Origin of the sequence: Pseudonocardia terrae (assembly GCF_021343995.1) — a bacterium.
Lineage (GTDB): Bacteria > Actinomycetota > Actinomycetes > Mycobacteriales > Pseudonocardiaceae > Pseudonocardia > Pseudonocardia terrae.
In genome coordinates, this window is sequence record NZ_JAJTTE010000002.1 from 146,921 (window position 1) to 168,905 (window position 21,985).

Consider the following 21,985-nt stretch of genomic DNA (forward strand, 5'->3'; position numbering starts at 1 on the left):
GTCGCGCCGTCCGCACGGTCAGAAGAGTTGGTACGCGGTGCGGGAGAGGCCGAAGCCGTGCCCGCTCGCCCCGACCCGGCACTCGACGCCGGTCTGCCGGCTGGTGCAGGTGACGTCGCCGACCCGCAGCGCGCGGCCGTAGTCGAGCACCGGGCCGGTGCCGAAGACCGTGTCGGAGTGGCACGCGAAGTCGGCGCGGTCGGTGCCCGTGATCTGCAGCGAGTCGCCCCACACGCCCGCACATTCCGCCGGCCGGTCCGGGACCGTCGTCGGGTCCCACTCGGCCTGCGCGATGTCGCAGCGCACCGAGTTGGGCTGCAGGGAGCAGGCGATGTTGCCGCTGGGGCTGCTGAAGCCGGTCGGCTCGGCCGACACCCGGACGTCGGACGGCGGCGTGGTGGCGGGGACCGCACTCGTCGCCGCCGCCGTGGGCACCGTCGTGGGTGGGGCCGCCGTGGGCCCTGGATCGCCGTCGCCGCGCAGGGCGAGGACCCCGGCCACCGCGGCCGCGGCGAGCACCGTCACGGCAGCCCCGACCGCCACCGGCACCTTCCACCGCGGCGCCCGCGCGACCGGACGTGGAGGCGTCGGCTCCAGAGCGGCCGGCAGCCAGCCGTCCACCGGGCGGTCCTGCGGCCCGAACGACAGGGTCGCGCGGACCCGCTCGGTCGTCGGCCGGCGGGCGGGGTCGCGGTCCAGGCACGCCCGCACCACCCCGAGCAGGGGCTCCGGGATGCCGGCGAGATCGGGCTCGCCGTGGACGGTGCGGTAGAGCAGGGCGTTGACGTCGCCGGTCCCGAACGGGGCCCGGCCGGTCGCGGCGTAGGCGAGCACCCCGCCGAGGGCGAAGACGTCGCCGGCCGGCTCGCAGCGGGCGTGCGTGATCTGCTCGGGCGCGATGAACCCCGGCGAGCCCACGACGGCGCCGGTGCGGGTCAGCACGGTCGCGTCGGCGGCCCGGGCGATCCCGAAGTCGATCACCTTCGGCCCGTCGGCGCCGAGCAGGACGTTGCCCGGCTTGAGGTCGCGGTGCACGACCCCCGCGGCGTGGATCGCGGCGAGCGCCTCGGCCAGCCCGATCCCCAGCAGCCGGACCTGCTCGGCGGGCATCGGCCCGTGGATCCCGACCGCCTCGCGCAGCGACGGCGCCGGCACGTACTCGGTGGCCATCCACGGTGGATCGCCGTCGGCGTCGGCTCCGAGCAGCGACGCGGTGTAGGGGCTCCGGACGCGGGTCGCCGCCGCGATCTCGTGCCCGAACCGGGCGCGGAACTCCGGGTCGCCCGCCAGCTCCGCCCGGACGACCTTCACCGCTGCCTGCACCCCGCCGCGCCGGCCGAGGTAGACCCGGCCCATCCCGCCCTCACCGAGCAGCCGCGTGATCGTGAAGCCGCCGATGCTGCGCGGATCGACGCGGGAGCCGGGCACGGGCCCAGTCAACCGCATCCGCTCAGGCGGCGGCCCCGGGGGAGGCGATCGCCACGGGGGTGCCCCAGTCGCGGTAGTCCGAGGTCAGGACCAGTGTCCCGATGCCGGGCATGGTCTGGCGGGTCTCGCTGCGCAGGGGCCGGTTCGCGGCGTCCACCCACAGCGTGGAGGAGATCCGGGTGACGCCGGCCCCCGCCTGGGCGCGCAGCGCGTCCCGCACCGCCGGGTCCTGCTCCAGCTCCGCGGCCCGCACCAGGTCGACGACCACCAGGTACCGCACCGCCGGGACACCCTCCACGGTGTCGTCCGCGGCGTCGGCGACCAGCGCGGCGTCCCGGTAGCGGGCCAGGTTGGCGGTGGGATCGGCGCTCGCGACGACGTTGGCCGCGGTGGTCGCCACGGTCTTCTCCGGCGTGCCGGTGGCGGCCTCGTCGATCCGCGTCCAGCCGGATCCGCCCTGGCGCCACACCTGCCCGGTGGGCAGCACCAGGAACGCCGTGCTCTGCGGCGCGCGCCCGGGCGGGCTGAGGGTCTGCGTGAACTGCACCGAGAGGCCGCCGCCCTGCTCCACGCGCAGCGCCCCGTCGCCGCCGAGGGCCGTCGGGGCGGCGCCCTCCCCGGCGTCGATGCGGCCGGAGAGCCGCAGGTGGGCCGTGCGGTCCGCGCGCTGGCGCTGGGTGACGACGGTGAGCAGGTCCGCGGCGGCGTAGTACTTGGGCAGGCCGTGCGGGTCGGCGGAGTCCTCGGAGTTGCCCCGGGCGCACGAGACGACCCCCGCCCCGATCACGAGGACGGCGATCGCCGCGAGCACCAGGGCGAGCGGCCTGCGGGACGGCCCCGCTGCCGACGCACTGCGGTGCGGCACCTTCCGCCTCCTCGATCAGCCGGGAAAGGCCTCGGAGACTATCGGTCCACTGTGAGTGCACCGGGCGGCGCGGCCCGCAGTGCGACGAGCACACGGCGCAGAGCGGCGAGCCGTCCCGGACGCAGCGCCCCCTCGGCGACCAGCGCGTCGAGCGCGCACTCCGGATCGGCGGGCGGCCCGAGGTGTCCGCAGCCGCGCGGGCAGTCCTCGACGGCGGCGGCGAGGTCGTCGAAGGCGGCGATGACGTCGTCGGGGGTCACGTGGGCGAGCCCGAAGGACCGCACACCGGGGGTGTCGACCACCCAGCCGCGCCCGGCGGGCAGCGGGAGGGCCAGCGCCGCGGTGGTGGTGTGCCGGCCCTTGCCGACGCCCGAGACCCGGCCGGTCCGCTGCCCGGCGTCCGGGAGCAGGGCGTTGACCAGGGTGGACTTGCCGACGCCGGAGTGCCCGACCAGGGCCGAGACGCGCCCGTCGAGCAGCGCGGCGAACTCGTCCGGCGTCGTGTCGCGGCGTGTCACGACGACCGGGAACTCCAGCTCGGCGTAGTGCGCCGCGAAGGGGGCCGGGTCGGCGAGGTCGGCCTTGGTCAGGCAGAGCACCGGCTCCAGCCCGCCCGCGTACGCGGCCACCAGGCAGCGGTCCACGAACCCGGTGCGCGGCTCCGGCTCGGCCAGCGACGTCACGATCACGAGGCGATCGGCGTTCGCCACGACCAGGCGCTCGAAGGGGTCGGTGTCGTCGGCGGTGCGGCGCAGCACGGTCCGCCGCTCCTCCACCCGGACGATCCGGGCGAGGGTGTCCGGCGCGCCGGAGAGGTCGCCGACCAGCCCGACCCGGTCGCCGACGACGATCGGGGTGCGCCCCAGCTCGCGGGCGCGCATGGCCGTGACCGGCGGGCGCTCGGCGTCGCCGCCCGGGGCGCAGGTCCAGCGGCCCCGGTCGACCGCGACGACCATCGCCTCCTCGGCGTCGGCGTGGTCCGGGCGGCGCTTGGTGCGCGGGCGGGAGCCGCGGCCCGGGCGGATCCGGACGTCGGACTCGTCGTACTGGCGCGGGCGACTCACGCGACCAGCGAGGCCCAGCGCCCGGGGAAGTCCGGGATGGTCTTGTCGGTGCAGGTCACGTCGTCGATCCGGATCCCGCGGACGACGAGCCCGAGGATCGCGCCGGCCGTTGCCATCCGGTGGTCGGCGTAGGCACCCCAGGGGCGCTCGGTCGCCGTGAGCCGGGCGGGCCGGATCTCCAGACCGTCCTCGGTCTCGGTGACGGCGCCGCCGAGCGCGCCCAGCTCGGTGCGCAGCGCGGCCAGCCGGTCCGTCTCGTGCCCGCGGATGTGCGCGACGCCCCGGATCACGCTGGGTCCGTCGGCGAGGGCGGCGAGCGCGGCGACGGTGGGGGTGAGCTCGGAGGCCTCGCGCAGGTCGACGTCGACGCCCCGCAGCCGGTCCGGGCCGGAGACCGTCATGCCCGCGTCGGACGCCGCGACGGTGGCCCCCATCCGCGCCAGGACCTCGAGGATCTCCGCGCCGGGCTGCGTGGACCCGGCGGGCCAGCCCGCGACCGTCACCTCCCCGCCGGTGACCGCGGCCGCGGCGAGGAAGACCGAGGCGTTGGACAGGTCGGGCTCGACGGCCCACTCCCGCGCCGCGATCGGGCCGGGCTCGACGCGCCAGGTGTTCACCTCGGCGTCGTCGACGGCCACCCCCGCCTCGCGGAGCATCGCCACGGTCATGTCGATGTGCGGCAGGCTCGGCACCGGCTTGCCGTCGTGGTGGACGGTCACGCCCTTGTCGAAGCGGGCGCCCGAGAGCAGCAGGCCGGACACGAACTGGCTCGACGCCGACGCGTCGATCGTCACCGCGCCGCCCGGCAGGCCGCCCGCGCCGTGCAGGACGAACGGGAGACGGTCGCCGTCGATCACCGCGCCGAGGGCGCGCAGGGCGTCGAGGACGGTGCCCATCGGGCGCTCGCGGGCGTGCGGGTCGCCGTCGAAGACCACGGCGCCGTCGGCCAGGGCCGCGGCGGGCGGGACGAACCGCATCACGGTGCCGGCCAGCCCGCAGTCGACCGCGCCGCCGCCGACGAGGGTGCCGCCGTCGATCGTGACGGTCTCACCGTCGACCCGGACCCCGACCCCGAGCGACCGGAGCGCCCCGCACATCAGCGCGGAGTCGCGGGTGGCCGGCACGCCGTGCACCACCGAGCGGCCCTGCGCGAGCCCGGACAGCAGCAGCGCGCGGTTGGTGACGGACTTCGAGCCGGGGACGGACACCGTCCCGCGCACGGGTCCGCTCGCCGTCGGCGCGGTGTAGGGGCCGGTCGGGGCGCTGGGCTGGGCCACGACCCCATGATTCCGCATCCGTGCGACGGCGAGGGCTCGCCCCCGGCTCGTGTCCGGGTCGTGTCCGGACGGACCGTCGGTGGGTCGTGCCACGATGGAGCCATGTGCGGGAGGTACGCCTCGACGAAGGCGCCGACGGACCTGGCGGAGGAGTTCACCGCCGTCGACGCCGTCACGGAGAAGGCCGGCGAGGAGCGGCGGCCGGACTACAACGTCGCGCCCACGCGGGACGTGATCGCGGTCGTGCAGCGCCACCCGCGGGACGCGGACGGCCACCCCGACCCGGACACCACCGAGCGCAGCCTGCGGCTCGTGCGCTGGGGGCTCGTGCCGTCGTGGGCGAAGGACCCGTCCACGGGCGCCCGGATGATCAACGCGCGCAGCGAGACGGCCGCGGAGAAGCCCGCGTTCCGCCGCGCCCTCGCCGCGCGCCGCTGCCTGCTCCCGGCCGACGGCTGGTACGAGTGGCAGCGCCGGGCCGCGACCAAGGACCACAAGGCGACCAAGCAGCCGTACTTCACGCACTACAAGGACGGCCGGTCGCTCGCGATGGCCGGGCTGTGGGAGTTCTGGCGGCCCAAGGAGGGCGAGCTCCTCGAGAAGTTCCCCGAGGGGCTGGTCACCTGCACCGTGCTCACCACCGAGGCCGTCGGCCCGCTCGCCCAGGTCCACGACCGCATGCCGCTGGTGCTGCCGCCGGACGCGTGGGACGCGTGGCTCGACCCCGACTCGGACGCGCAGACGGACGAGGTGAAGCGCTGGCTCGCGCCGCCGTCGCCCGACCTGGTGGGCATGCTCGACATCGTGCCGGTGTCGGACAAGGTCAACAGCGTGAGGAACAACGGCAAGGAGCTGCTCGAGCCCCTCGACCCGTCGCAGGTGGAGGAGCCGATCCAGCTGGACCTGCTCGGGTGACGAACCTCAGGCCCGCCGAGGTCGCCGAGGTCCCCACACCGCACGGCCCGGCCCGCGTCCACGTCCGCCGGGCACCGGGCACCCCGCGGGGCGCGCTGCTGATGGGGCACGGGGCCGGGGGCGGGGTCGACGCGCCGGACCTGCGCGCCGCCGCCCGCGCCGCGCTCGACGCCGGCCTGCACGTGGTGCTGGTGGAGCAGCCGTACCGGGTCGCGGGCCGCCGCGCCCCCGCCCCCGCGACACAGCTCGACGCCGCCTGGGAGGCGGTGGTGGGAGTGCTGCGTGGGAGCGGCGACGTCGCTGGTGCCGAGGACTGTGTCGCGGCGGGTACTGATGCCGACGCTTCCGGCGGTGCGGTCGGCGGGCTGCTCGCGGGACTGCCGCTGCTGTTCGGGGGCCGCAGCTCGGGCGCCCGGGTGGCGTGCCGGTGCGCCGCCGCCGGCGGGGCGGTCGGGATCGTCTGCCTGGCCTTCCCGGTGCACCCGCCGGGCAAGCCGGAGAAGCACCGCAGGGCGGAGATCGACGGTGTCACGGTCCCGGTGCTGGTGGTGCAGGGGGAGTCGGACCCCTTCGGCCGCCCCGAACCCACACCCACCCGCGAGGTCGTCCTGCTGCCCGGCGACCACTCGTTGAAGAAGGACGTCCCGGCGGTGGAGAAGGCGGTCGCGGACTGGCTCTCCCGCCACCTCCCGTAGCCGCGACCCACCTACCCCCGCGCGGCGATGGGGGCGGTGCGCGCGTCGACCGCGGAGATCAGGTCGCCCGGCGCCAGCTCCACCTCCAGCCCCCGCCGCCCGGCACTGCAGAACACGGTGTCCCAGGAGGAGGCGGAGGCGTCGACCACCACCGGCAGCCGCTTCTTCTGCCCGAGCGGCGAGATCCCGCCCGCGACGTAGCCCGTGGCGCGCTCGGCGTCGGCGACCTCGGCCATGCGCGCCTTCTTCCCCCCGACGGCGGCGGCGAGGGCCTTGAGGTCGAGGGTGGCGTCGACCGGGACCACCCCGACGGTGAGGTTCCCGTCCACCTCGGCGACGAGCGTCTTGAACACCCGCCCGGCCTCGAGCCCGAGGGCGTCGACGGCCTCCTGGCCGTAGGCCGCCCCGCCCGTGTGTTCGTACGAGTGCAGCGTGTGCGCGATCTTCTTCCTGGTCAGCAGCGCCGTCGCCGGAGTGCCCCGCCCTGCCACTCGTCCCGCCCTCCTCACGCGCCGGCCGGGAATCGGTGCCCGGCCGGAGGTGTTGAGACCGTACGTGACCTCAGCACTGATGGACGCCCCGGTCGCGGCCCGACCGGCTCGGCCGCGCCCGTCACGTCGCGGGCGCGTACGCTCGACCCCCGCAGGCTCACGGACGATCGTGGACACGGTCGCGGGGGAGAGGAGCGCGGTGCCGGACGACACGGCGGCCGAGACGGCGCGGGACCCGGGGCGGGAGGACGAGACGACCGACTCGCTCGACCGCGCCCCGGAGGAGACCGAGTCCGAGCGCGCGGCCCGCTTCGAGCGGGACGCCATGCCGATGCTCGACCAGCTCTACGGCGCCGCCCTGCGGATGACCCGCAATCCGGCCGATGCCGAGGACCTGGTCCAGGAGACCTACCTCAAGGCGTACTCGGCGTTCCGGACCTTCCGCGAGGGCACGAACCTCAAGGCCTGGCTGTACCGGATCCTGACGAACACCTACATCAACGGGTACCGCAAGCGGCAGCGTCAGCCGATCCAGGCGCCCACGGACGAGATCACGGACTGGCAGCTCGCCCAGGCCGGTGAGCACTCGTCGACCGGGCTGCGCTCGGCCGAGGTCGAGGCGCTGGACAACCTGCCCGACTCGGACGTCAAGGAAGCCCTGCAGCGGCTGCCGGAGGACTTCCGGATGGCGGTGTACCTGGCCGATGTCGAGGGCTTCGCCTACAAGGAGATCGCGGAGATCATGGGGACGCCGATCGGCACCGTGATGTCGCGCCTGCACCGCGGGCGCCGGCAGCTCCGCGACATGCTCACCGACACCGCTCGGGAGCGCGGCTTCATCCGGGGGGAGCAGGAGGTGACGAGCTCATGAGCTGCGGGGACCACCACGACACCGACTGCTCCGAGGTCCTCGCCGAGGTGTGGCTGTACCTCGACGGCGAGTGCGACCAGGAGCGGAAGCGTCAGCTCGTCCAGCATCTCGACGAGTGCGCTCCCTGCCTGCAGGAGTACGGGATCGACGAGAAGCTCAAGCAGCTCCTCGCCCGCAAGTGCAGCGGTGAGATCGCCCCGGACGGGCTGAAGGACCGGCTGCGCCGGCAGATCCGCACCGCGGTGCTGGAGCAGGCCGAGGTGAGCGTCGAGACCGGGCCGGGTGGGACGACCGTCGAGGTCCGCGCCACCCGGATCGAACGCCACGCCTGATCGACCACACACGAACGGCCCCTCGGCTCCGGACGGAGCGGAGGGGCCGTTCGTGCGTTCGGAGCGGACCTCAGGTGTTGGGCCGCTTGCCGTGGTTCGCGCCGCCCTTCTTGCGGTCGCGACGCTTGCGCGCGCGCTTCGACATGCTCGTCCCTCCTTCACATGTACGCAGGACTGGGACCAGTGTCCCACGTGATTGGATGAGCCCGTGTCGACCCTGAGCGAACTGCTGGCCGAGCACACGAGTCTCCCCGGGGACGCCGTCGAGCACCTGCAGCGGGTCGTCGCCGAGTGGCAGCTGCTCGCGGACATGTCGTTCGCGGACTTCCTGCTCTGGATCCCGTTGCCGCAGGACGCGGACGTCGTGATGGCGGGCGGCCCGGAGGAGTTCCTCTGCGTGGCCCAGGCCCGCCCGACGACCGCGCCCACCGCCCACCCGGAGGACGCCGTGGGCGCCCGGGTCAACCCGCGGGACAACCCGCAGCTGCGCCGCGCCGTCGTCGAGGGACGGATCTGCCGCGAGGAGGAGCCGCGCTGGCACCTGGAGGTGCCGGTGCGCCGCGAGACGATCCCCGTGCGGCACCACGGGCGCGTCGTCGCCGTGCTGTCCCGGGACACCAACCTGGCCATGCCGCGGGTGCCGAGCCCGCTCGAGATCGCCTACCTCGGCAGCGCGTCGGACCTCTGCCAGATGATCGCCGACGGCACCTTCCCGACGACGGCGGCCGCGGCCGGCGCCGACACGAGCCCGCGGGCGGGCGACGGCCTGATCCGGCTCGACGCGCACGGTCTCGTCGCCTACGCCAGCCCCAACGCCCTGTCCGCCTATCACCGCATGGGCCACGACACGGACCTCGTGGGCGTCCCGCTGGCCTCGCTGACGAAGTCCCTGACCCGGGACCCGTTCGACGCCAGCGAGGTCGCCGCGCGCATCCAGGCGGCCCTCGACGGCCGCACGTCACTGCGCATGGAGATCCGCACCCGCGGCGCCACGATGCTGGTGCGGGCGCTGCCGCTGCGCCCGCGCGGCGACGCGGCGGGTGCGCTGGTGCTGGTCCGCGACATCACCGACCTGCGTCGCCGCGACCAGGCGCTGCTGAGCAAGGACGCGACGATCCGGGAGATCCACCACCGGGTCAAGAACAACCTGCAGACGGTCGCGGCGCTGCTGCGGCTGCAGGCCCGGCGCACCCAGATCCCGGAGGCCCGCCGGGCCCTCGCCGAGAGCGTGCGGCGGGTGACCTCCATTGCGCTCGTGCACGAGGCGCTGGCCTACTCGGTGGCCGAGATGGTGGACCTCGACGAGCTGGTGGACACCGTGCTGCCGGCGATCGGCGACGGCGCCACGGCGGAGGTGCGGGCCAAGGTCCGCCGGGAGGGCTCGCTGGGCACCCTCGGCTCGGCGCTGGCGACCCCGCTGGTCCTCGTGCTGACCGAACTGGTGCACAACGCCCTGGCGCACGCGTACGCACCGGGCCAGGCGGGCGAGGTCGTGGTGAAGGCCAACCGCTCGGCGCACACCCTGGAACTGATCATCGCCGACGACGGCCGGGGCATGCCGGAGGGGTTCGACATCGACCGGGCGGACGGCCTGGGCCTGCAGATCGTGCGCACGTTGCTGGCCGAGCTCGACTCGAAACTGGCCCTGCGGCCCCGCGAGGGCGGCGGAACCGAGGCCCTTATCACGGTGCCCATGACGGCGCGATAGCCTTGACGCGTGATCGCCGATCCCGGTGCCGAGGTCGCGCCGGTGCCGTGCTCGACGGTCACAGGGTTCCGGGGCGGTGCGGTGACACACCCCGGAACCACAGAAGAGCGGGCCCGTCGCCGGTGGTGTCCGGCTTCGGGCCCGCTCTTCGGAGTCTGCTGAGGGAGCGTGGGTGAGGGTTGGGGGCGACCCTCGAGGGGCTTCGGTGATGCTCTCTCAGGCGGTGCGTGCGCGGGTGCGGGCGTTGCGGCGCTTGAGGGCGCGGCGCTCGTCCTCGCTCATACCGCCCCAGACGCCCGCGTCCTGGCCACTCTCGAGGGCCCAGGCCAGGCACTCGGTGACCACCGGGCAACGGCGGCATACGGTCTTCGCCTCGGCGATCTGCAGGAGGGCCGGGCCGCTCGTCCCCACGGGGAAGAAGAGCTCCGGGTCCTCGTCGCGGCAGATAGCGCGGTGACGCCAATCCATGATCGTCCTACTCCTCGTACTTCGCGATCGGGGTCGCGCCGATCGCACGTCTGTCTGACACGGTGTTTCCGCGCTTGTGAATGCTTTCACGAGCGCCGTCGCTCTTCAAGGAACAAGGTCCAGCTGGGTGAGCAGCCTCACCCACACTTCGCAACGACGCCCGACACGTTCGGTTACTGCACCGATCCGTGCCGCGCGTCGTCGCGAAGTGCGAAGGACAGTGTCCCTGACCAACGGGAGCCGGGTTACCCCATTTCCCGCGGACCATGCCGGGTGACCCCGGCGTGGTCCCTCTCTTTCGCAGGACCTACCTTGGATCACGGTCCGCGCAGGTGCGAGCCCCTAGCTGCTCGGTGGTCGCCGAGCATCGGTGAATGGCCACCATGTGTCACTCGACCGGGTGGTGAGACCGCCCGAACTGCGACGAGGGGCGCCTCTCACACGACGACGCGTAACGCTCCGGGCACGGAAACGAACTCGACGTCCGTCCTCGAACCCAGGTGGTCACCGTCCAGCTGGAGGGCCAGCGGCTCCGCGCTGCGGATCCGTACGGAGGGAACGACGTCCTGCCGCACGATGTTCCGGCCGTGCGGGTCGCCGTCGGGGGACAGGATGTGGCGCAGGGTGCGTCCGATCGTGGGCAGCCCCAGATGGCGCAGCGCGAAGAGCGCGAGGCCCGCGCCGAACGTGGCGCCGGGGTTGGTGCGCACCGCTCGGCCCGCCAGGAAGGTCCACGGGTCGGTGTTGCTCACGAAGGCGAGCCGGATGTCCTCCAGCGGCCCGGCCCCCGGCACCTCCACCGTCATCGAGGGCGGCCGCACGCGCTGCCGCAGGTACTCCGCGATGGCGGTGCCGGCATAGCGGATCGGGGTGGCCTCCCGTCCTGCGGCGCGGGCGCGCTCCACCGCGGCGACGACGTCGGCGTCCCAGCCCATCCCGGCGTTGAACGTGAACCACCGGTCGTCCGCCCGCCCGAGGCCGACCAGGCGGCTGCTGCGCCGCTCCAGGGCCGCCAGGATCGCCCCGGTGGCCTCGACGGGGTCGCGGGGCATGCCGAGGGCGCGGGCGAAGACGTTGGCCGAGCCACCGGGCACCACGGCCAGCGCGGGGGTGTCGGGGTCGCTGCCGTCGGGCGCGCGCGGGCCGGTGGCCTCGCGGTCGACCAGCATGCCGTTGACGACTTCGTTGACCGTGCCGTCGCCGCCGAGCGCCACGATCAGCTCGACGCCGGCGGCGCAGGCCGCGGCCGTGGCCTCGGCCGCGTGCCCGCGGTAGGCGGTCTCCAGGACGTCCAGCTTGAGCTCGCTCGCCAGGGCGTGGGTCAGGACGTCCCGCCCCGCCGGGGTCGTCGACGTCGCCCGGGGGTTGACGACGAGGAGCGCGCGCACGGACCCGAGCCTAACGGGGCCCGTATCCTGGTCGTCGTGACCTCCGAGCCGAGTCAGCAGCCGGGCCGGAAGGCGGACGGCACCGCCACCGGCGCCCCGCCCGTCCAGGTGCGCGCGGCGGCCGGCGTCGTCGGGCTGGAGGGGCTCGTCGGGCTCGCAACGGCCGTCGTCTTCGGGGTCGCCTCGGAGGGCGGCCTGGGCGACCGCATCGGCGAGGCCTCCTACTTCGTGCTGCTCGGCGGCGCCCTGGTGCTGTGCGCAGTCCTGCTGTGGCGCGGCAAGCACGGCGCCCGCACGCCGTCGATCGTGGCCCAGCTGCTGCTGGTCCCGTTCGTCTACTCGCAGCTCGCCGAGGGCCGGCTGGTCATCGGGACAGTGGCCCTGCTGGTCGTGGTGGGCACCTTCCTGCTCCTGGTCAGTGAACCGGCCCGGCGCTGGTCGATGGGCGCCGACGAGCGCTCACGCGCCGAGTGAGGCCAGCGGCTCCCCGGTGAGCCGGAAGGTCGTCCACTCGTCCATCGACACGGCGCCGAGGGACCGGTAGAAGCCGATCGACGGCTCGTTCCAGTCGAGCACCGACCACGCCAGCCGTGCGTAGCCGTGCTCCACGCAGGTCGCGGCCAGCGCGGCGAGCAGCTCCCGGCCCAGCCCGGCGCCGCGGTGCGCGGGCTGCACGTAGAGGTCCTCGAGGTAGATCCCGTGGACGCCCTCCCACGTGGAGAAGTTGAGGAACCACAGAGCGCAGCCGACGACGGTCCCGTCCACCTCGGCCACGTGCCCGAAGAGCGCCGGCGCCCCGCCGAACAGCGCGGTCCGGAGCTGCTCCGGGGTCAGCAGGCACTGGTCGAGGGCCTTCTCGTACTCGGCGAGCTCGCGCACCAGCCCGACCACCGCCTCGACGTCGCCCGGTTCGACCCGCCGCACCCGATTCGTCCACCGCTCCGTCACGAGTGCACGATATCTGCTGCTCAGCGGCGGAATCTTCTCCGGCGAACGGAGCAACCTCCCGTGCTCCCGCTCGTCATACGTGTGGGGGTAGGAACACCGAGGAGTGACGAGTGGGTAGACACAGCGTGAAGCGGTCGGCGGCCGGGAGGATCCGTGCCGCATCGGTGACGGCGGCCGTCCTCGGCCTCGGCTCACTCGTGGCCGTTCCCGCGCAGGCCGCGCCGCGCGGCGACACCGGTACCGCCGCCACGGTCGCCGGCACCCCCTGCACCGCGACCGCGCACGCCTGCGTGGACCTCGCGACCCACCGCGCCTGGCTTCTCGACGAGGGCAAGATCGTCCGCGGGCCGGTCCCGATGATGCCGGGCGACGCCACCGACCCCACCCCGGTCGGCACCTTCCACGTGCAGTGGAAGGACCAGAACCACGTCAGCGACATGCCCAACCACGCCCCGATGCCGTTCTCGGTCTTCTTCGCCGACGGCGGGGTGGCCTTCCACGAGGGCAGCCTGCGGAGCTCGTCGTACGGCTGCGTGCACCTCGCCCACGAGGACGCCGTGGCCTTCTTCAACACCCTGCGGGTCGGCGACGAGGTGCAGGTGCACTGAGTCCCGCGGCTCAGGGGATCCGCAGGTTCACGGCGTCGAGCCGGGGGACCCCGCGCTCGTCGCCGAGGACCGTCCAGGCGGCGGCGTCCATCGCGATGTGCACGCCGCCCTCGGGCGGCAGCCCGATCCAGCGGGCGGTCAGCACCCGGCTGAAATGGCCGTGCCCGACCAGCACGACGTCGCCCTCGGGCAGCAGCGCCCGGACGTCGGCGAGCAGGGCGTCGGCCCGCGCGCCCACCTGGTGGGCCGTCTCGCCGTTCGGGCAGGGGTGGGTCCAGACCGTCCAGTCCGGCACCTGCTCGCGGATCTGCGGCGTCGTCCTGCCCTCGCAGTCGCCGTAGTCCCACTCGGCCAGCCGCTCGTCGACCGCGTCGGCCTGCAGGCCGGCGAGCTTCGCGGTCTCCTGGGCGCGGCTGCGCGGACTGACGATCACCCGCACCGGCGGCGGGTCGTCGCGGCGCAGCGCCTCGAGCGTCGGGCCGGCCTGCATGGCCAGCTCGCGGCCACGGTCGGTCAGCGGGATGTCGGTCCGGCCCGTGTGCCGGCCCGTGGCGGACCACTCGGTCTCACCGTGCCGGAGGAGGAAGACGCGTCCCACGCGCCGGAGGCTAGACCGGCCGGGGGCCGCTCCGCAGGATTTCCGTCCTGACCTCCTCGCGGGCGCTGTCCGCGATCGCCACTGCGGGGTATCATCCGAACACTGACCGTGAGCGAGGGGGCGCGATGGCCGGAGGGCCGATCGATCGTGCGACGGTCCGCGTTCTCCAGGCCGGGTGCCGGTGGATGTGGGGCTTCGCGCCGCGGATGATCCCGCACATCGTCGCCCGGATGGGTGCCGGCGGCGCCGTCGGGTGGTTCGCCGCGAACATGCCGCGCTATCTCGTCTCGATGCGCGTGCTCGGGCACCAGCGCACGCACCTGGCCGGCATGGTCATCTCGCTCTACAACGGCTGCCTCTACTGCGCCTACGCCCACGGCTACGCGCTCGAGCTGCTCCACCTGCGCGACCGGGACCGGCTCTTCCCGCTCGACGCGCGAACCCTGGAGGACTGGATCGGGCTGCCCCCGCGGGTGCTCGTCGACCGGGTGCAGGACGTGCTGCGCGCGGCCGGGATGCAGGCCGAGGCGATGTGGGTGGACACCACGTTCGGCCTGCTCCACGGCGACCAGCAGCCCGTCGACGGCGACGAGCTGCGGCTCGCACACCTGGTCCGGATGTTCGGGACCATGAACCGGATCGCCGTCGAGGCGGGCTGCACGGAGCCCGACGAGGCGCAGAACCCGGTCAACAAGAACATCGCGGTCAAGGAGCGCAACGCCGCCCTCCGCGCCGCCCACGTCTGACGGGTCGGGAGGGCCGCGGCGCTGGATGGCCGCGGCGCTGGATGGCCGCGGCGCTGGATGGCCGCGACGCTGGATGGCCGCGGTGCCTCGGGTGGCTGTGGTGCTTCGGGTGGCTGTGGTGCTTCGGGTGGCTGTGGTGCTTCGGGTGGCTGTGGTGCCGGGGCTGTGGTGGCGGGTGGCTGTGGTGCCTCGGGTAGCGTGGTGTCGGGTGGCCGGGGTGCGGTGGCCGCGGCGCCGGATGGCCCGGATGCCGGAGGTGCTGCGTACCGCGATGCCCAGACCATGATCGTCCATTCTGGACGAGGAGTGCCGCTTTCCGGGCCGTGATCGCGGGTCGTGGATTGGGAAGGTCGGATTTCGACTCTCCCGCTCCTCGACCTGTGATCTTGCCTCGAGGGTTGATCGTTCTGCCGCCGTAGCGCTCCCGCACGCTCTTGTCCGCAAGCGGACCACGCGACGCCCATGATCGCTAGCTGTGGACGGGCGAGGTCGCCTTCCGGCCGTGATCGCGGATCGTGGACCGGGAAGGTCGATTTCCGACTCTCCTGCTCCATGACCGGTGATCTTGCTCCGCCGGGTCGGTCGTTCTGCTGTCCGAGTGGCGCCTGCTCCGTGTCCGGCGATCGTGCTCTGCCGGGGGGTCGTTCTGCTGCCCGGGCGGGGCCTGCTCCGTGACCGGCGATCGTGCTCCGCCGGGTGGGTCGTTCTGCTGTCCGAGTGGCGCCTGCTCCGTGTCCGGCGATCGTGCTCCGCCGGGTCGGTCGTCTGCCGCCCGGGCGGCTCCTGCTCCTCGATCGGTGATCTTCGACGACCGTGGTGGTGATCGCGGTGCAGGAGTCGCTCCGGCGCGGCTGCTGCGCCACATCTGCGTGGTGAGACCAGCCGCCGGATCCCGTGATCGCCGCTCATGGAGCGGAATCCGCGCTCACTGCGGTTCCTGCTCCGTGAACGACGATCTTGGCTGCGGGGGACAGGGCCATGTTCGCGACACTCATGATCGCCGGCTCCCGACGGGCGGGGCCGCCTTCCGTCCGTGATCGCGGGTCGTGGATCGAGAAGGTCGGTTTTCGACTCTCCGGCTCCAGCCCCGGTGATCTTGTCGCGCAGAGCCGGGCGCTCTGCCGCCGAGCGGCTTCCGCTCCAGCGCCGGTGATCTTGTCGCGCAGGGCCGGGCGTTCTGTCGCCGAGCGGCTCCCGCTCCACTACAGGTGATCTTGTCTCGGCGAGGCCGGTGGTTCTGCCGCCCGAGCGGCTCCTGCTCCGTGCTCGCGGATCGTGGACGAGCGAGGTCATTTTCGACCCTCCCACTCCACGACCAGTGATCGCGCGACCTGGTCGTCGGGCTGCCGGGGGCGCGCAGCAGGCCGCTTCCTGAACGCCGTTGACCGCCGGACAGGGCAGGCCGGGATCACCCGTTCCGCGGCGGCGGCTACGCTTCCGCCCGTGGTGGTGGCTCCCCGGTCCCGGCGATGACGACGGAGAGTCGCGCCCTGCCCGGCTCCCTCGCGCCCTACCTGGAGCGTGCCCGGCGCAGCGCCGCGGAGCTCGAGCTCGACGTCGAGGACTTCGTCCCGCGTTTCTACCGCACCCTCTTCGGCTACGCCCCCGGCCTGCGGGCGCTGTTCCCGCTGTCGATGACCACGCAGTACGCCCGGTTCGGCCGCGCGCTGGTGCACCTGATCGACGGCCTCGACGATCCCGCCTCGCTGGTGGCCTTCCTGGCCCAGCTCGGCCGTGACCACCGCAAGTTCGACGTCCGGGACGAGCACTACACCCTGTTCGGCCAGGCCTTCCTGACCGCGCTGGCCGAGACGGCCGGCGCGGCCTGGACTCCCGAGGTCGCCGAGGCCTGGGAGTACACCTTCGCCTTCCTCGCCGGCACGATGCAGAAGGCGGCGCAGGCCGAGCCCGGGCCCTCGTGGTGGCCGGGCGTGGTCGTCGCCCACGAGCGGGTCGACCGGGACACGGCGATCCTGCGCGTGCAGGTGGAGGGGGCCGACGGACCGGCGCCGTACCGGGCCGGGCAGTACGTCGGCGTCGAGACCCCGCAGCACCCCCGGCTGTGGCGCTACCTCTCCCCGGCCACCGCGCCGGATAGGTCGGGTGTGCTGGAGTTCCACGTCAAGGCGGTGGGCTACGGCAGCGTGAGCCGCGGGATCGTCGCCTCCGCCCGGCCGGGGGACCGCTGGCGGATCGGTCCGCCGATGGGCGCGCTCGACCGGGCCGCTCGGCCGGGTCGTGAGCTGCTGTTGATCGGCGGCGGCACCGGCATCGCCCCGATCCGCGCCCTGCTCGAGCAGTTCGAGCGCGAGGGCGGGCGCGCCGAGCGGGTGGTCGTCTTCTACGGGGCGCGGTCCTGGGACGCCCTCTATGCGCTCGACGAGCTGCGCCGCTCGACCTACCGCAACGCGTGGCTCGACGTCGTGCCGGTCGTCGAGGAACAGCCGCCCTACCCCGGCCCGCTGGTGGGCCGGCTCGCCGACGTCGTCACCGGGTTCGGGTCGTGGGGCGACTGCGAGATCGTGGTCAGCGGCTCGCCGGCGATGCTGACCGCCACGGTGCGGGCGCTGCGGGCCGCCGGTGCGGCGCCCGAGCAGATCCACTACGACCCCTTCGTCACGGACTGAGTCCTCCCGTCCCCGGGCCCTCCCGACGCCCGGCCTTGACGTATTCCCATATGGGCATACGATGGGCGCGTGGCACGGGCGGCGACCACCACCGACGCGTTCAACGCGGTGGCCGAGCCGCGGCGCAGGCAGATCCTCGACGTGCTCGCCCGGGGTGAGCAGTCGGTGACGGACCTCGTCGCGGCGCTGGACCTCGCCCAGCCGCAGGTCTCGAAGCACCTGAAGGTGCTGCACGAGGTGGGGCTGGTGACCGTCCGGGAGGACGGCCGGCGCCGGCTCTACCGGCTCGAGGGCCGCGGGCTCAAGCCGATCCACGACTGGGTGGCCGGCTTCGCGCGGCACTGGGAGGACCGGTTCGGCGCACTGGACGCCGTGCTGGAGGAGCTGAAGGGGGAGACCGATGGGAACGACCACGAGGGGTAGCGCCGTCGTCACGCTGCCCGCGGCGGACCAGATCCTGATCGTGCGCGAGTTCGCGGCGCCGGCCGCCGCGGTCTACCGCGCGTGGACCGAGCCCGAGCTGGTGAAGCGGTGGTGGGCGGGCTCGATGGGCGTGGTGACGTCGGCCGAGATCGACCTGCGGGTCGGCGGCCGCTGGCGCTGGGTGATGGAGGCGAACGGCGGGTTCGAGGTGGCCTTCCACGGCGAGTACCGCGAGCTGGTGGCCGGCGACCGGATCGTGACCACCGAGGTCTACGAGGGCATGCCCGACGCCTCCGCGATGAACACCCTCGACTTCGTGGAGTCCGACGGCCGCACCACGCTCACGATGCTCGTGCAGCACCAGAACCAGGAGCACCGCGACGCCCACATCGAGTCCGGGATGGAGGGCGGCATGCAGACCTCGCTGGACGCCCTCGAGGACGTCGCCGTGTCGCTGACGTGACGCATTATGGTTCCATAACGCGATCTCGCGCCCGGATTCCGCGCGCTATGGAACCATAATTAATGCGCTCTCGGGCCCCCACGACGCCCACTATGGAACCATAATGCGCTCTCGACGCCTCGAAATGCGCATTATGGTTCCACAACGCGGGTCGGTCAGCGGGCCAGCAGGGCCGTCAGCTTCTCCAGGACGGGGCCGTAGGAGCCGGGCAGCAGGCGGGCCAGGACGTCGGGCACCTTGGCGCTGGACGCGATGAGCACCCGGGTCCTCCGCTTCTCGACGCCCTCGAGGATCTCCGCCGCGGCCTTCTCGGGCCGGTAGCTCAGCAGCTTGGCGAACGCGGCCTGGTGCTGGGCGATCTCGGCCGGGTCGACCCCGGAGCCGATCCGGGCGCTCGACGCCACGTTCGTGCGGATCCCGCCCGGGTGGACCTGGGTCACGCCGGTGCCGGTCTCGACCAGCTCGTGCCGCAGCACCTCGGAGAACCCGCGGATCGCGAACTTGCTCGACGAGTACGCCGACTGCCCGGCCGGCCCGATCAGCCCGTACAAGCTGGAGACGTTGACCAGGTGCCCGCCCGGGGTCGCGGTCAGGGCGGGCAGCAGGTGGTGGGTGAGGATCACGGGCGCCCGGAAGTTGATGTCCATGACCCACTCGAACTCGTCGAGCGTGAGCTGCCGGAAGCGGCCGCCCAGGGCCACCCCGGCGTTGTTGACCAGCAGCCCGAGGCGCGGGTGGTCCGCGGCGATCCGCTCGGCGAGCGCGGTCGTCGCGGCCCGGTCGGCGAGGTCGACGACGTGCGTCTCGACGGTCACGCCCGGGTGCCCGCCGCGGATCTTCTCGGCCACCGCCTGGAGGCCGGCGGCGTCGCGGTCGACCAGGACCAGGTCGCTGCCGCGGTCGCTCAGGCCGTACGCGAGCTGCTCGCCGATGCCGCTCGCCGCCCCGGTGAGGACGGCGATGTTGCCGGCGAAGCGGTAGGGCTGCACGGTCGTGCGCATCAGGAGGCCTCCTGCAGGCTGCGGGCGGTCGTGGGGGTGAAGCGCATGTCGCGGGAGAGGTCGGCGCGGGACATCTTCAGCGCGTCGGCCACGTAGTTCTGCTGTACGCGCCACGGCTCGGTGGTGCCCTGGCTGGGGAAGGCGTCGATCGAGCGCTGCACGTAGCCGGAGGTCAGGTCGAGCAGCGGCCGACGCTCGGCCGAGGCGGGTGCGGTCGGAGCGGCCGCGGCGTAGCCGTGCTTCTCCATGTGGTTCAGCAGCCGGCAGACGTACCGCGACGACAGGTCCGCCCGCAGCGTCCAGGAGGCGTTCGTGTAGCCGATGCAGTAGGCGAGGTTCGGCACCCCGGAGAGCATCAGGCCGCGGTAGGAGAACGTGTCGCCGAGGTCCACGGACGCACCGTCGACGGCGATCTCCAGGCCGCCGAGGGGGAGCATGCGCAGCCCGGTCGCGGAGACCACGACGTCGGCCTCCAGCTCCCTACCGGACCTCAGCAGGATGCCCTTCTCGGTGAACCGCTCGACGTGGTCGGTCACCACGGACGCGGAGCCGTCGCGGATCGCCTGGTAGAAGTCCCCGCCCGGGATCACGCACAGGCGCTGGTCCCACGGCTCGTAGCGCGGCGTGAAGTGCTCGTCGACGGCCTTCTCGTCGAGGAACCGCAGGGCGATCCCGCGCAGCACCTTCTTCACGACCTCCGGCCGGCGCCGGGCCAGCTGGTAGAAGCCCTGGGTCACGGCGATGTTCTTGGCCCGGACGACCCTGTGGGCGAGCCCCGCGGGCAGCCGGCGGCGCAGCGTGTCGGCGAACTTGTCCTTGAGCGGCAGCGCGGTCAGGTACGACGGCGAGCGCTGCAGCATCGTCACGTGCGCGGCCGTCTCGGCCATGGCCGGGATGAGGGTGACGGCGGTGGCGCCGCTGCCGATCACGACGACCCGCTTGCCCGTGTGGTCCAGGTCCTCGGGCCAGGCCTGCGGGTGCACGACCGTGCCGGCGTAGTCCGCGAGGCCGGGGAAGTCGGGCTGGTGGCCGCGCTCGTAGGAGTAGTAGCCGGCGCAGAGGTAGAGGAACCGGCAGGTCCAGGTCCCGCGGGAGGTGGTCACCGTCCACCGGGCGTCCTCCGACGACCAGGAGGCGCCCTGCACGGTGGTGCCGTAGTGGATGTGCCGGTCGATGCCCGCCTCGCGCGCGGTGTCGCCGATGTAGGTGCGGATGCTCTCGCCGTCGGCCATCGACTTCTCGCCGCGCCACGGCCGGAACGGGTAGCTCAGGGTGAACATGTCCGAGTCGGACCGCACGCCCGGGTAGCGGAACAGGTCCCAGGTGCCGCCCAGTGCCTCGCGCTGCTCGAGGATCGCGTAGCGGTCCCGCGGTCGCTCCTGCTGCAGCCGGTAGGCGGCGCCGATGCCGGAGAGGCCGGCGCCGACGATCAGCACGTCGGTCTCGTTCATGTCAGCTCCCCTTCGATGCTGGCGACGGGTCCCAGTGTCGTCGGGCGGTCCCGGTTCTCGCTTACCCCGGCGCGACAATGATTTATCCTCACGCGACATGGGCCCCGTGGTGCGCGCCGCGTCGTTGCGCGGCCTCCCCGCGCTGGTCGACGCGCTGGGCGGCGACCCGGACGGGTTGTTCGCCCGGTTCGGCGTCACGCGCGAGGCCGTGTCGAGCGACGACGCCGTGATCGGCGTGCGTAGCGCAGGGCTGCTCCTGGAGACCGCCGCAGCCGAGCTCGAGCGCCCGGACCTCGGCCTGCTGCTCGCCGAGCGGCAGGACGCGGGGATCCTCGGCCCGCTCGCCGTCGCGATCGAGAACGCGCGGACCCTCGGCGAGGCCCTGGCCAGCGCGTCGCGCTTCCTGTTCGTGCACAGCCCGGCGCTGTCGATCGCGCAGGTCCCGGACCCGGAGGAGGTGCGCGGGGTGCTCGCGGTGCGCTACGGCGCGGCCGATCCCTCCGGGGCCACCCAGCCTCTGCCGCCGCAGGCCGCGGACCTCGGGCTGGGACTGCTGCACCGGATCATCCTGCTCCTGCACGGCGGCCCGTACGGGCTGAGATCGGCGCACCTGGCCCATCCGCCACTCGTTCCGGTGACGCGGTACACCGAGTTCTTCGGTGCCGACGTCCGGTTCGAGCGGCCCGCCGCCGTCCTGCGGCTGCCCGCGGCGCTCACCGCGGCCCCGGTGGCCGGTGGCGACCGGCTGCTGCGCACGCTCGCACTGGACTACCTGGAGAGCCATTTCGCCGAACCCGGCCAGACCGTCGCGGGACGGGTGCGGGGCGCGCTGGGGCGCTCGCTCGGCTCGGCCCCGCCGCAGGTCGGCGACGTCGCGCGGCTGCTGCGGCTGCACCCGCGCACGCTCCAGCGGCATCTCGCCGCCGAGGGAACCACCTTCGAGCGGGTGCTCGACGAGGTCCGCCGCGACGCCGCGCACCGGCTGATCACCACCACGGACCTGCCGTTCGCGCAGGTCACGGCGATGCTCGGACTCGCCGCGCAGTCCGGGCTCACGCGGGCGGTGCGGCGGTGGTTCGGCACCACGCCCACCCGGCTCCGCGCAGGTCGCGTCCGGTCGTGAGTGGCGACTGCCGCTGGCGGGCAGTCGGCGCTCACGGGTCAGTGGGACGCGAAGAAGGTGTTCGCGCGGGCGTTCCAGAGCAGCAGCAGGATCACGATCCCGACGAGGATGCTGACCAGCGCCTGCGTGACCGTCGACCCGCTGCCGACCGCCCCGATCGCCGCGATGCCGCCCGCGATCTGCAGGACCACGAGGATGGACACCAGCAGCCGGGCCCCGTTGCCGCCGTGGCCGAGCCGCGACGCGACCGCGCCCGTGATCAACCCGAGGATCACGTAGGCCACACCGATCCCGACGAGCACGCCCGGCGTCAGCCCGGCGGCGCCGGCGGTGAGGCTGCCGGCCACGATCAGCAGCAGCCCGCCCAGCACCGCGAGGACCGCGGAGATCCAGGTGAGGACGACCACCAGGGTGACACTGCCGGGGCGCCCAGCGCTCATGTCGCCGTCCTCGTCGTCGATCGATCGGGAGATCCACGGTAGCCGCGGCTCCCTG

24 protein-coding genes and 1 pseudogene are annotated in these 21,985 nt (G+C 73.7%); 12 read left to right on the forward strand and 13 right to left on the reverse strand.

Annotation, left to right across the window (positions count from 1 at the left end; all coding sequences use genetic code 11):
- Window positions 1-18: 18 nt before the first annotated feature.
- The 4 genes from LWC33_RS01995 to aroA are packed head-to-tail and all read right to left on the reverse strand — an operon-like array spanning window position 19 to window position 4,634.
- Window positions 19-1,428, reverse strand: a complete 1,410-nt coding sequence (locus tag LWC33_RS01995) for a serine/threonine-protein kinase (protein WP_233302385.1) — start codon at window positions 1,426-1,428, stop codon at window positions 19-21.
- A 22-nt stretch (window positions 1,429-1,450) separates the two neighbouring features.
- Window positions 1,451-2,293 (reverse strand): SCO4651 family lipoprotein, encoded by an 843-nt coding sequence (locus LWC33_RS02000; protein WP_233302386.1) that lies wholly within the window; start codon window positions 2,291-2,293, stop codon window positions 1,451-1,453.
- A 38-nt stretch (window positions 2,294-2,331) separates the two neighbouring features.
- Window positions 2,332-3,357: a ribosome small subunit-dependent GTPase A gene (gene rsgA, locus LWC33_RS02005; RefSeq protein WP_233302387.1), complete on the reverse strand. Its 1,026-nt coding sequence runs from the start codon at window positions 3,355-3,357 to the stop codon at window positions 2,332-2,334.
- Entirely contained in the window at window positions 3,354-4,634 is a 1,281-nt protein-coding gene (gene aroA / locus LWC33_RS02010; protein ID WP_233302388.1) for a 3-phosphoshikimate 1-carboxyvinyltransferase, read from the reverse strand. Before aroA ends, rsgA begins: the two co-directional genes overlap by 4 nt.
- A 102-nt stretch (window positions 4,635-4,736) precedes the next feature.
- On the opposite strand from aroA, the gene LWC33_RS02015 reads away from it, so the two are divergent.
- Window positions 4,737-5,549 carry an SOS response-associated peptidase gene (locus LWC33_RS02015; protein ID WP_233302389.1) on the forward strand — a complete coding sequence of 271 codons (813 nt, stop codon included), beginning with the start codon at window positions 4,737-4,739 and terminating at the stop codon, window positions 5,547-5,549.
- Window positions 5,546-6,244 carry an alpha/beta hydrolase family protein gene (locus LWC33_RS02020; RefSeq protein ID WP_233302390.1) on the forward strand — a complete coding sequence of 233 codons (699 nt, stop codon included), beginning with the start codon at window positions 5,546-5,548 and terminating at the stop codon, window positions 6,242-6,244. Before LWC33_RS02015 ends, LWC33_RS02020 begins: the two co-directional genes overlap by 4 nt.
- 11 nt (window positions 6,245-6,255) lie before the next feature.
- Here LWC33_RS02020 and ybaK read toward each other — a convergent pair whose 3' ends face one another.
- Entirely contained in the window at window positions 6,256-6,735 is a 480-nt protein-coding gene (gene ybaK, locus LWC33_RS02025; protein ID WP_233302391.1) for a Cys-tRNA(Pro) deacylase, read from the reverse strand.
- A gap of 199 nt (window positions 6,736-6,934) precedes the next feature.
- Between ybaK and LWC33_RS02030 the strand changes: the two genes are divergently transcribed.
- Window positions 6,935-7,606, forward strand: a complete 672-nt coding sequence (locus tag LWC33_RS02030; protein ID WP_308190888.1) for a sigma-70 family RNA polymerase sigma factor — start codon at window positions 6,935-6,937, stop codon at window positions 7,604-7,606.
- Window positions 7,603-7,938 carry a mycothiol system anti-sigma-R factor gene (rsrA, locus tag LWC33_RS02035; protein ID WP_233302392.1) on the forward strand — a complete coding sequence of 112 codons (336 nt, stop codon included), beginning with the start codon at window positions 7,603-7,605 and terminating at the stop codon, window positions 7,936-7,938. Before LWC33_RS02030 ends, rsrA begins: the two co-directional genes overlap by 4 nt.
- A 70-nt stretch (window positions 7,939-8,008) precedes the next feature.
- Here rsrA and LWC33_RS36405 read toward each other — a convergent pair whose 3' ends face one another.
- Complete coding sequence (locus LWC33_RS36405; protein ID WP_370467464.1) at window positions 8,009-8,083, reverse strand: 50S ribosomal protein bL37; 75 nt, start codon at window positions 8,081-8,083, stop codon at window positions 8,009-8,011.
- A 63-nt stretch (window positions 8,084-8,146) separates the two neighbouring features.
- Between LWC33_RS36405 and LWC33_RS02040 the strand changes: the two genes are divergently transcribed.
- Complete coding sequence (locus LWC33_RS02040) at window positions 8,147-9,646, forward strand: sensor histidine kinase (RefSeq protein ID WP_233302393.1); 1,500 nt, start codon at window positions 8,147-8,149, stop codon at window positions 9,644-9,646.
- Between the two features lie 216 nt (window positions 9,647-9,862).
- Here LWC33_RS02040 and LWC33_RS02045 read toward each other — a convergent pair whose 3' ends face one another.
- Together LWC33_RS02045 and LWC33_RS02050 are read right to left on the reverse strand one after the other, a co-directional pair.
- Window positions 9,863-10,114, reverse strand: coding sequence for a WhiB family transcriptional regulator (locus tag LWC33_RS02045; protein ID WP_093082363.1), 252 nt, complete (start codon window positions 10,112-10,114; stop codon window positions 9,863-9,865).
- 437 nt (window positions 10,115-10,551) lie between these two features.
- Window positions 10,552-11,502 (reverse strand): diacylglycerol/lipid kinase family protein, encoded by a 951-nt coding sequence (locus LWC33_RS02050; protein ID WP_233302394.1) that lies wholly within the window; start codon window positions 11,500-11,502, stop codon window positions 10,552-10,554.
- 36 nt (window positions 11,503-11,538) lie between these two features.
- On the opposite strand from LWC33_RS02050, the gene LWC33_RS02055 reads away from it, so the two are divergent.
- Window positions 11,539-11,976, forward strand: a complete 438-nt coding sequence (locus LWC33_RS02055; RefSeq protein ID WP_233302395.1) for a hypothetical protein — start codon at window positions 11,539-11,541, stop codon at window positions 11,974-11,976.
- Here LWC33_RS02055 and LWC33_RS02060 read toward each other — a convergent pair.
- On the reverse strand, window positions 11,962-12,450 hold the full coding sequence (locus LWC33_RS02060; RefSeq protein WP_233302396.1) for a GNAT family N-acetyltransferase: 489 nt from the start codon (window positions 12,448-12,450) through the stop codon (window positions 11,962-11,964). The two genes, LWC33_RS02055 and LWC33_RS02060, sit on opposite strands and share 15 nt — an antisense overlap.
- Before the next feature lie 164 nt (window positions 12,451-12,614).
- Here LWC33_RS02060 and LWC33_RS02065 point away from each other — a divergent pair, with 164 nt between their 5' ends.
- On the forward strand, window positions 12,615-13,058 hold the full coding sequence (locus LWC33_RS02065; RefSeq protein ID WP_233302397.1) for a L,D-transpeptidase: 444 nt from the start codon (window positions 12,615-12,617) through the stop codon (window positions 13,056-13,058).
- Between the two features lie 10 nt (window positions 13,059-13,068).
- Here the strand turns inward: LWC33_RS02065 and LWC33_RS02070 are convergent, their stop codons facing one another.
- On the reverse strand, window positions 13,069-13,656 hold the full coding sequence (locus LWC33_RS02070) for an acid phosphatase (RefSeq protein ID WP_233302399.1): 588 nt from the start codon (window positions 13,654-13,656) through the stop codon (window positions 13,069-13,071).
- Between the two features lie 185 nt (window positions 13,657-13,841).
- Between LWC33_RS02070 and LWC33_RS02075 the strand changes: the two genes are divergently transcribed.
- From LWC33_RS02075 to LWC33_RS02090, 4 genes are all read left to right on the forward strand, one after another.
- Complete coding sequence (locus tag LWC33_RS02075) at window positions 13,842-14,402, forward strand: carboxymuconolactone decarboxylase family protein (RefSeq protein WP_233302400.1); 561 nt, start codon at window positions 13,842-13,844, stop codon at window positions 14,400-14,402.
- Between the two features lie 1,469 nt (window positions 14,403-15,871).
- Window positions 15,872-17,029, forward strand: a complete 1,158-nt coding sequence (locus LWC33_RS02080) for a globin domain-containing protein (RefSeq protein WP_233302402.1) — start codon at window positions 15,872-15,874, stop codon at window positions 17,027-17,029.
- A 69-nt stretch (window positions 17,030-17,098) separates the two neighbouring features.
- On the forward strand, window positions 17,099-17,452 hold the full coding sequence (locus tag LWC33_RS02085) for an ArsR/SmtB family transcription factor (protein WP_233302403.1): 354 nt from the start codon (window positions 17,099-17,101) through the stop codon (window positions 17,450-17,452).
- Window positions 17,430-17,915: an SRPBCC family protein gene (locus tag LWC33_RS02090; protein ID WP_233302404.1), complete on the forward strand. Its 486-nt coding sequence runs from the start codon at window positions 17,430-17,432 to the stop codon at window positions 17,913-17,915. The genes LWC33_RS02085 and LWC33_RS02090 overlap by 23 nt, the downstream gene beginning before the upstream one ends.
- A 155-nt stretch (window positions 17,916-18,070) precedes the next feature.
- Here LWC33_RS02090 and LWC33_RS02095 read toward each other — a convergent pair whose 3' ends face one another.
- Together LWC33_RS02095 and LWC33_RS02100 are read right to left on the reverse strand one after the other, a co-directional pair.
- Window positions 18,071-18,916: an SDR family NAD(P)-dependent oxidoreductase gene (locus tag LWC33_RS02095; protein WP_233302405.1), complete on the reverse strand. Its 846-nt coding sequence runs from the start codon at window positions 18,914-18,916 to the stop codon at window positions 18,071-18,073.
- A pseudogene (locus LWC33_RS02100) lies at window positions 18,916-20,373 on the reverse strand (flavin-containing monooxygenase); the annotation flags it as partial. The gene LWC33_RS02095 and the pseudogene LWC33_RS02100, both read right to left, overlap by 1 nt.
- A gap of 91 nt (window positions 20,374-20,464) precedes the next feature.
- Between LWC33_RS02100 and LWC33_RS02105 the strand changes: the two are divergent.
- The gene (locus LWC33_RS02105) at window positions 20,465-21,490 is read left to right on the forward strand and encodes an AraC family transcriptional regulator (protein ID WP_233302407.1); all 1,026 of its coding nucleotides are present in this window, start codon (window positions 20,465-20,467) and stop codon (window positions 21,488-21,490) included.
- A gap of 38 nt (window positions 21,491-21,528) precedes the next feature.
- Here LWC33_RS02105 and LWC33_RS02110 read toward each other — a convergent pair whose 3' ends face one another.
- Window positions 21,529-21,930, reverse strand: a complete 402-nt coding sequence (locus tag LWC33_RS02110) for a hypothetical protein (protein ID WP_233302408.1) — start codon at window positions 21,928-21,930, stop codon at window positions 21,529-21,531.
- Window positions 21,931-21,985: the final 55 nt, after the last annotated feature.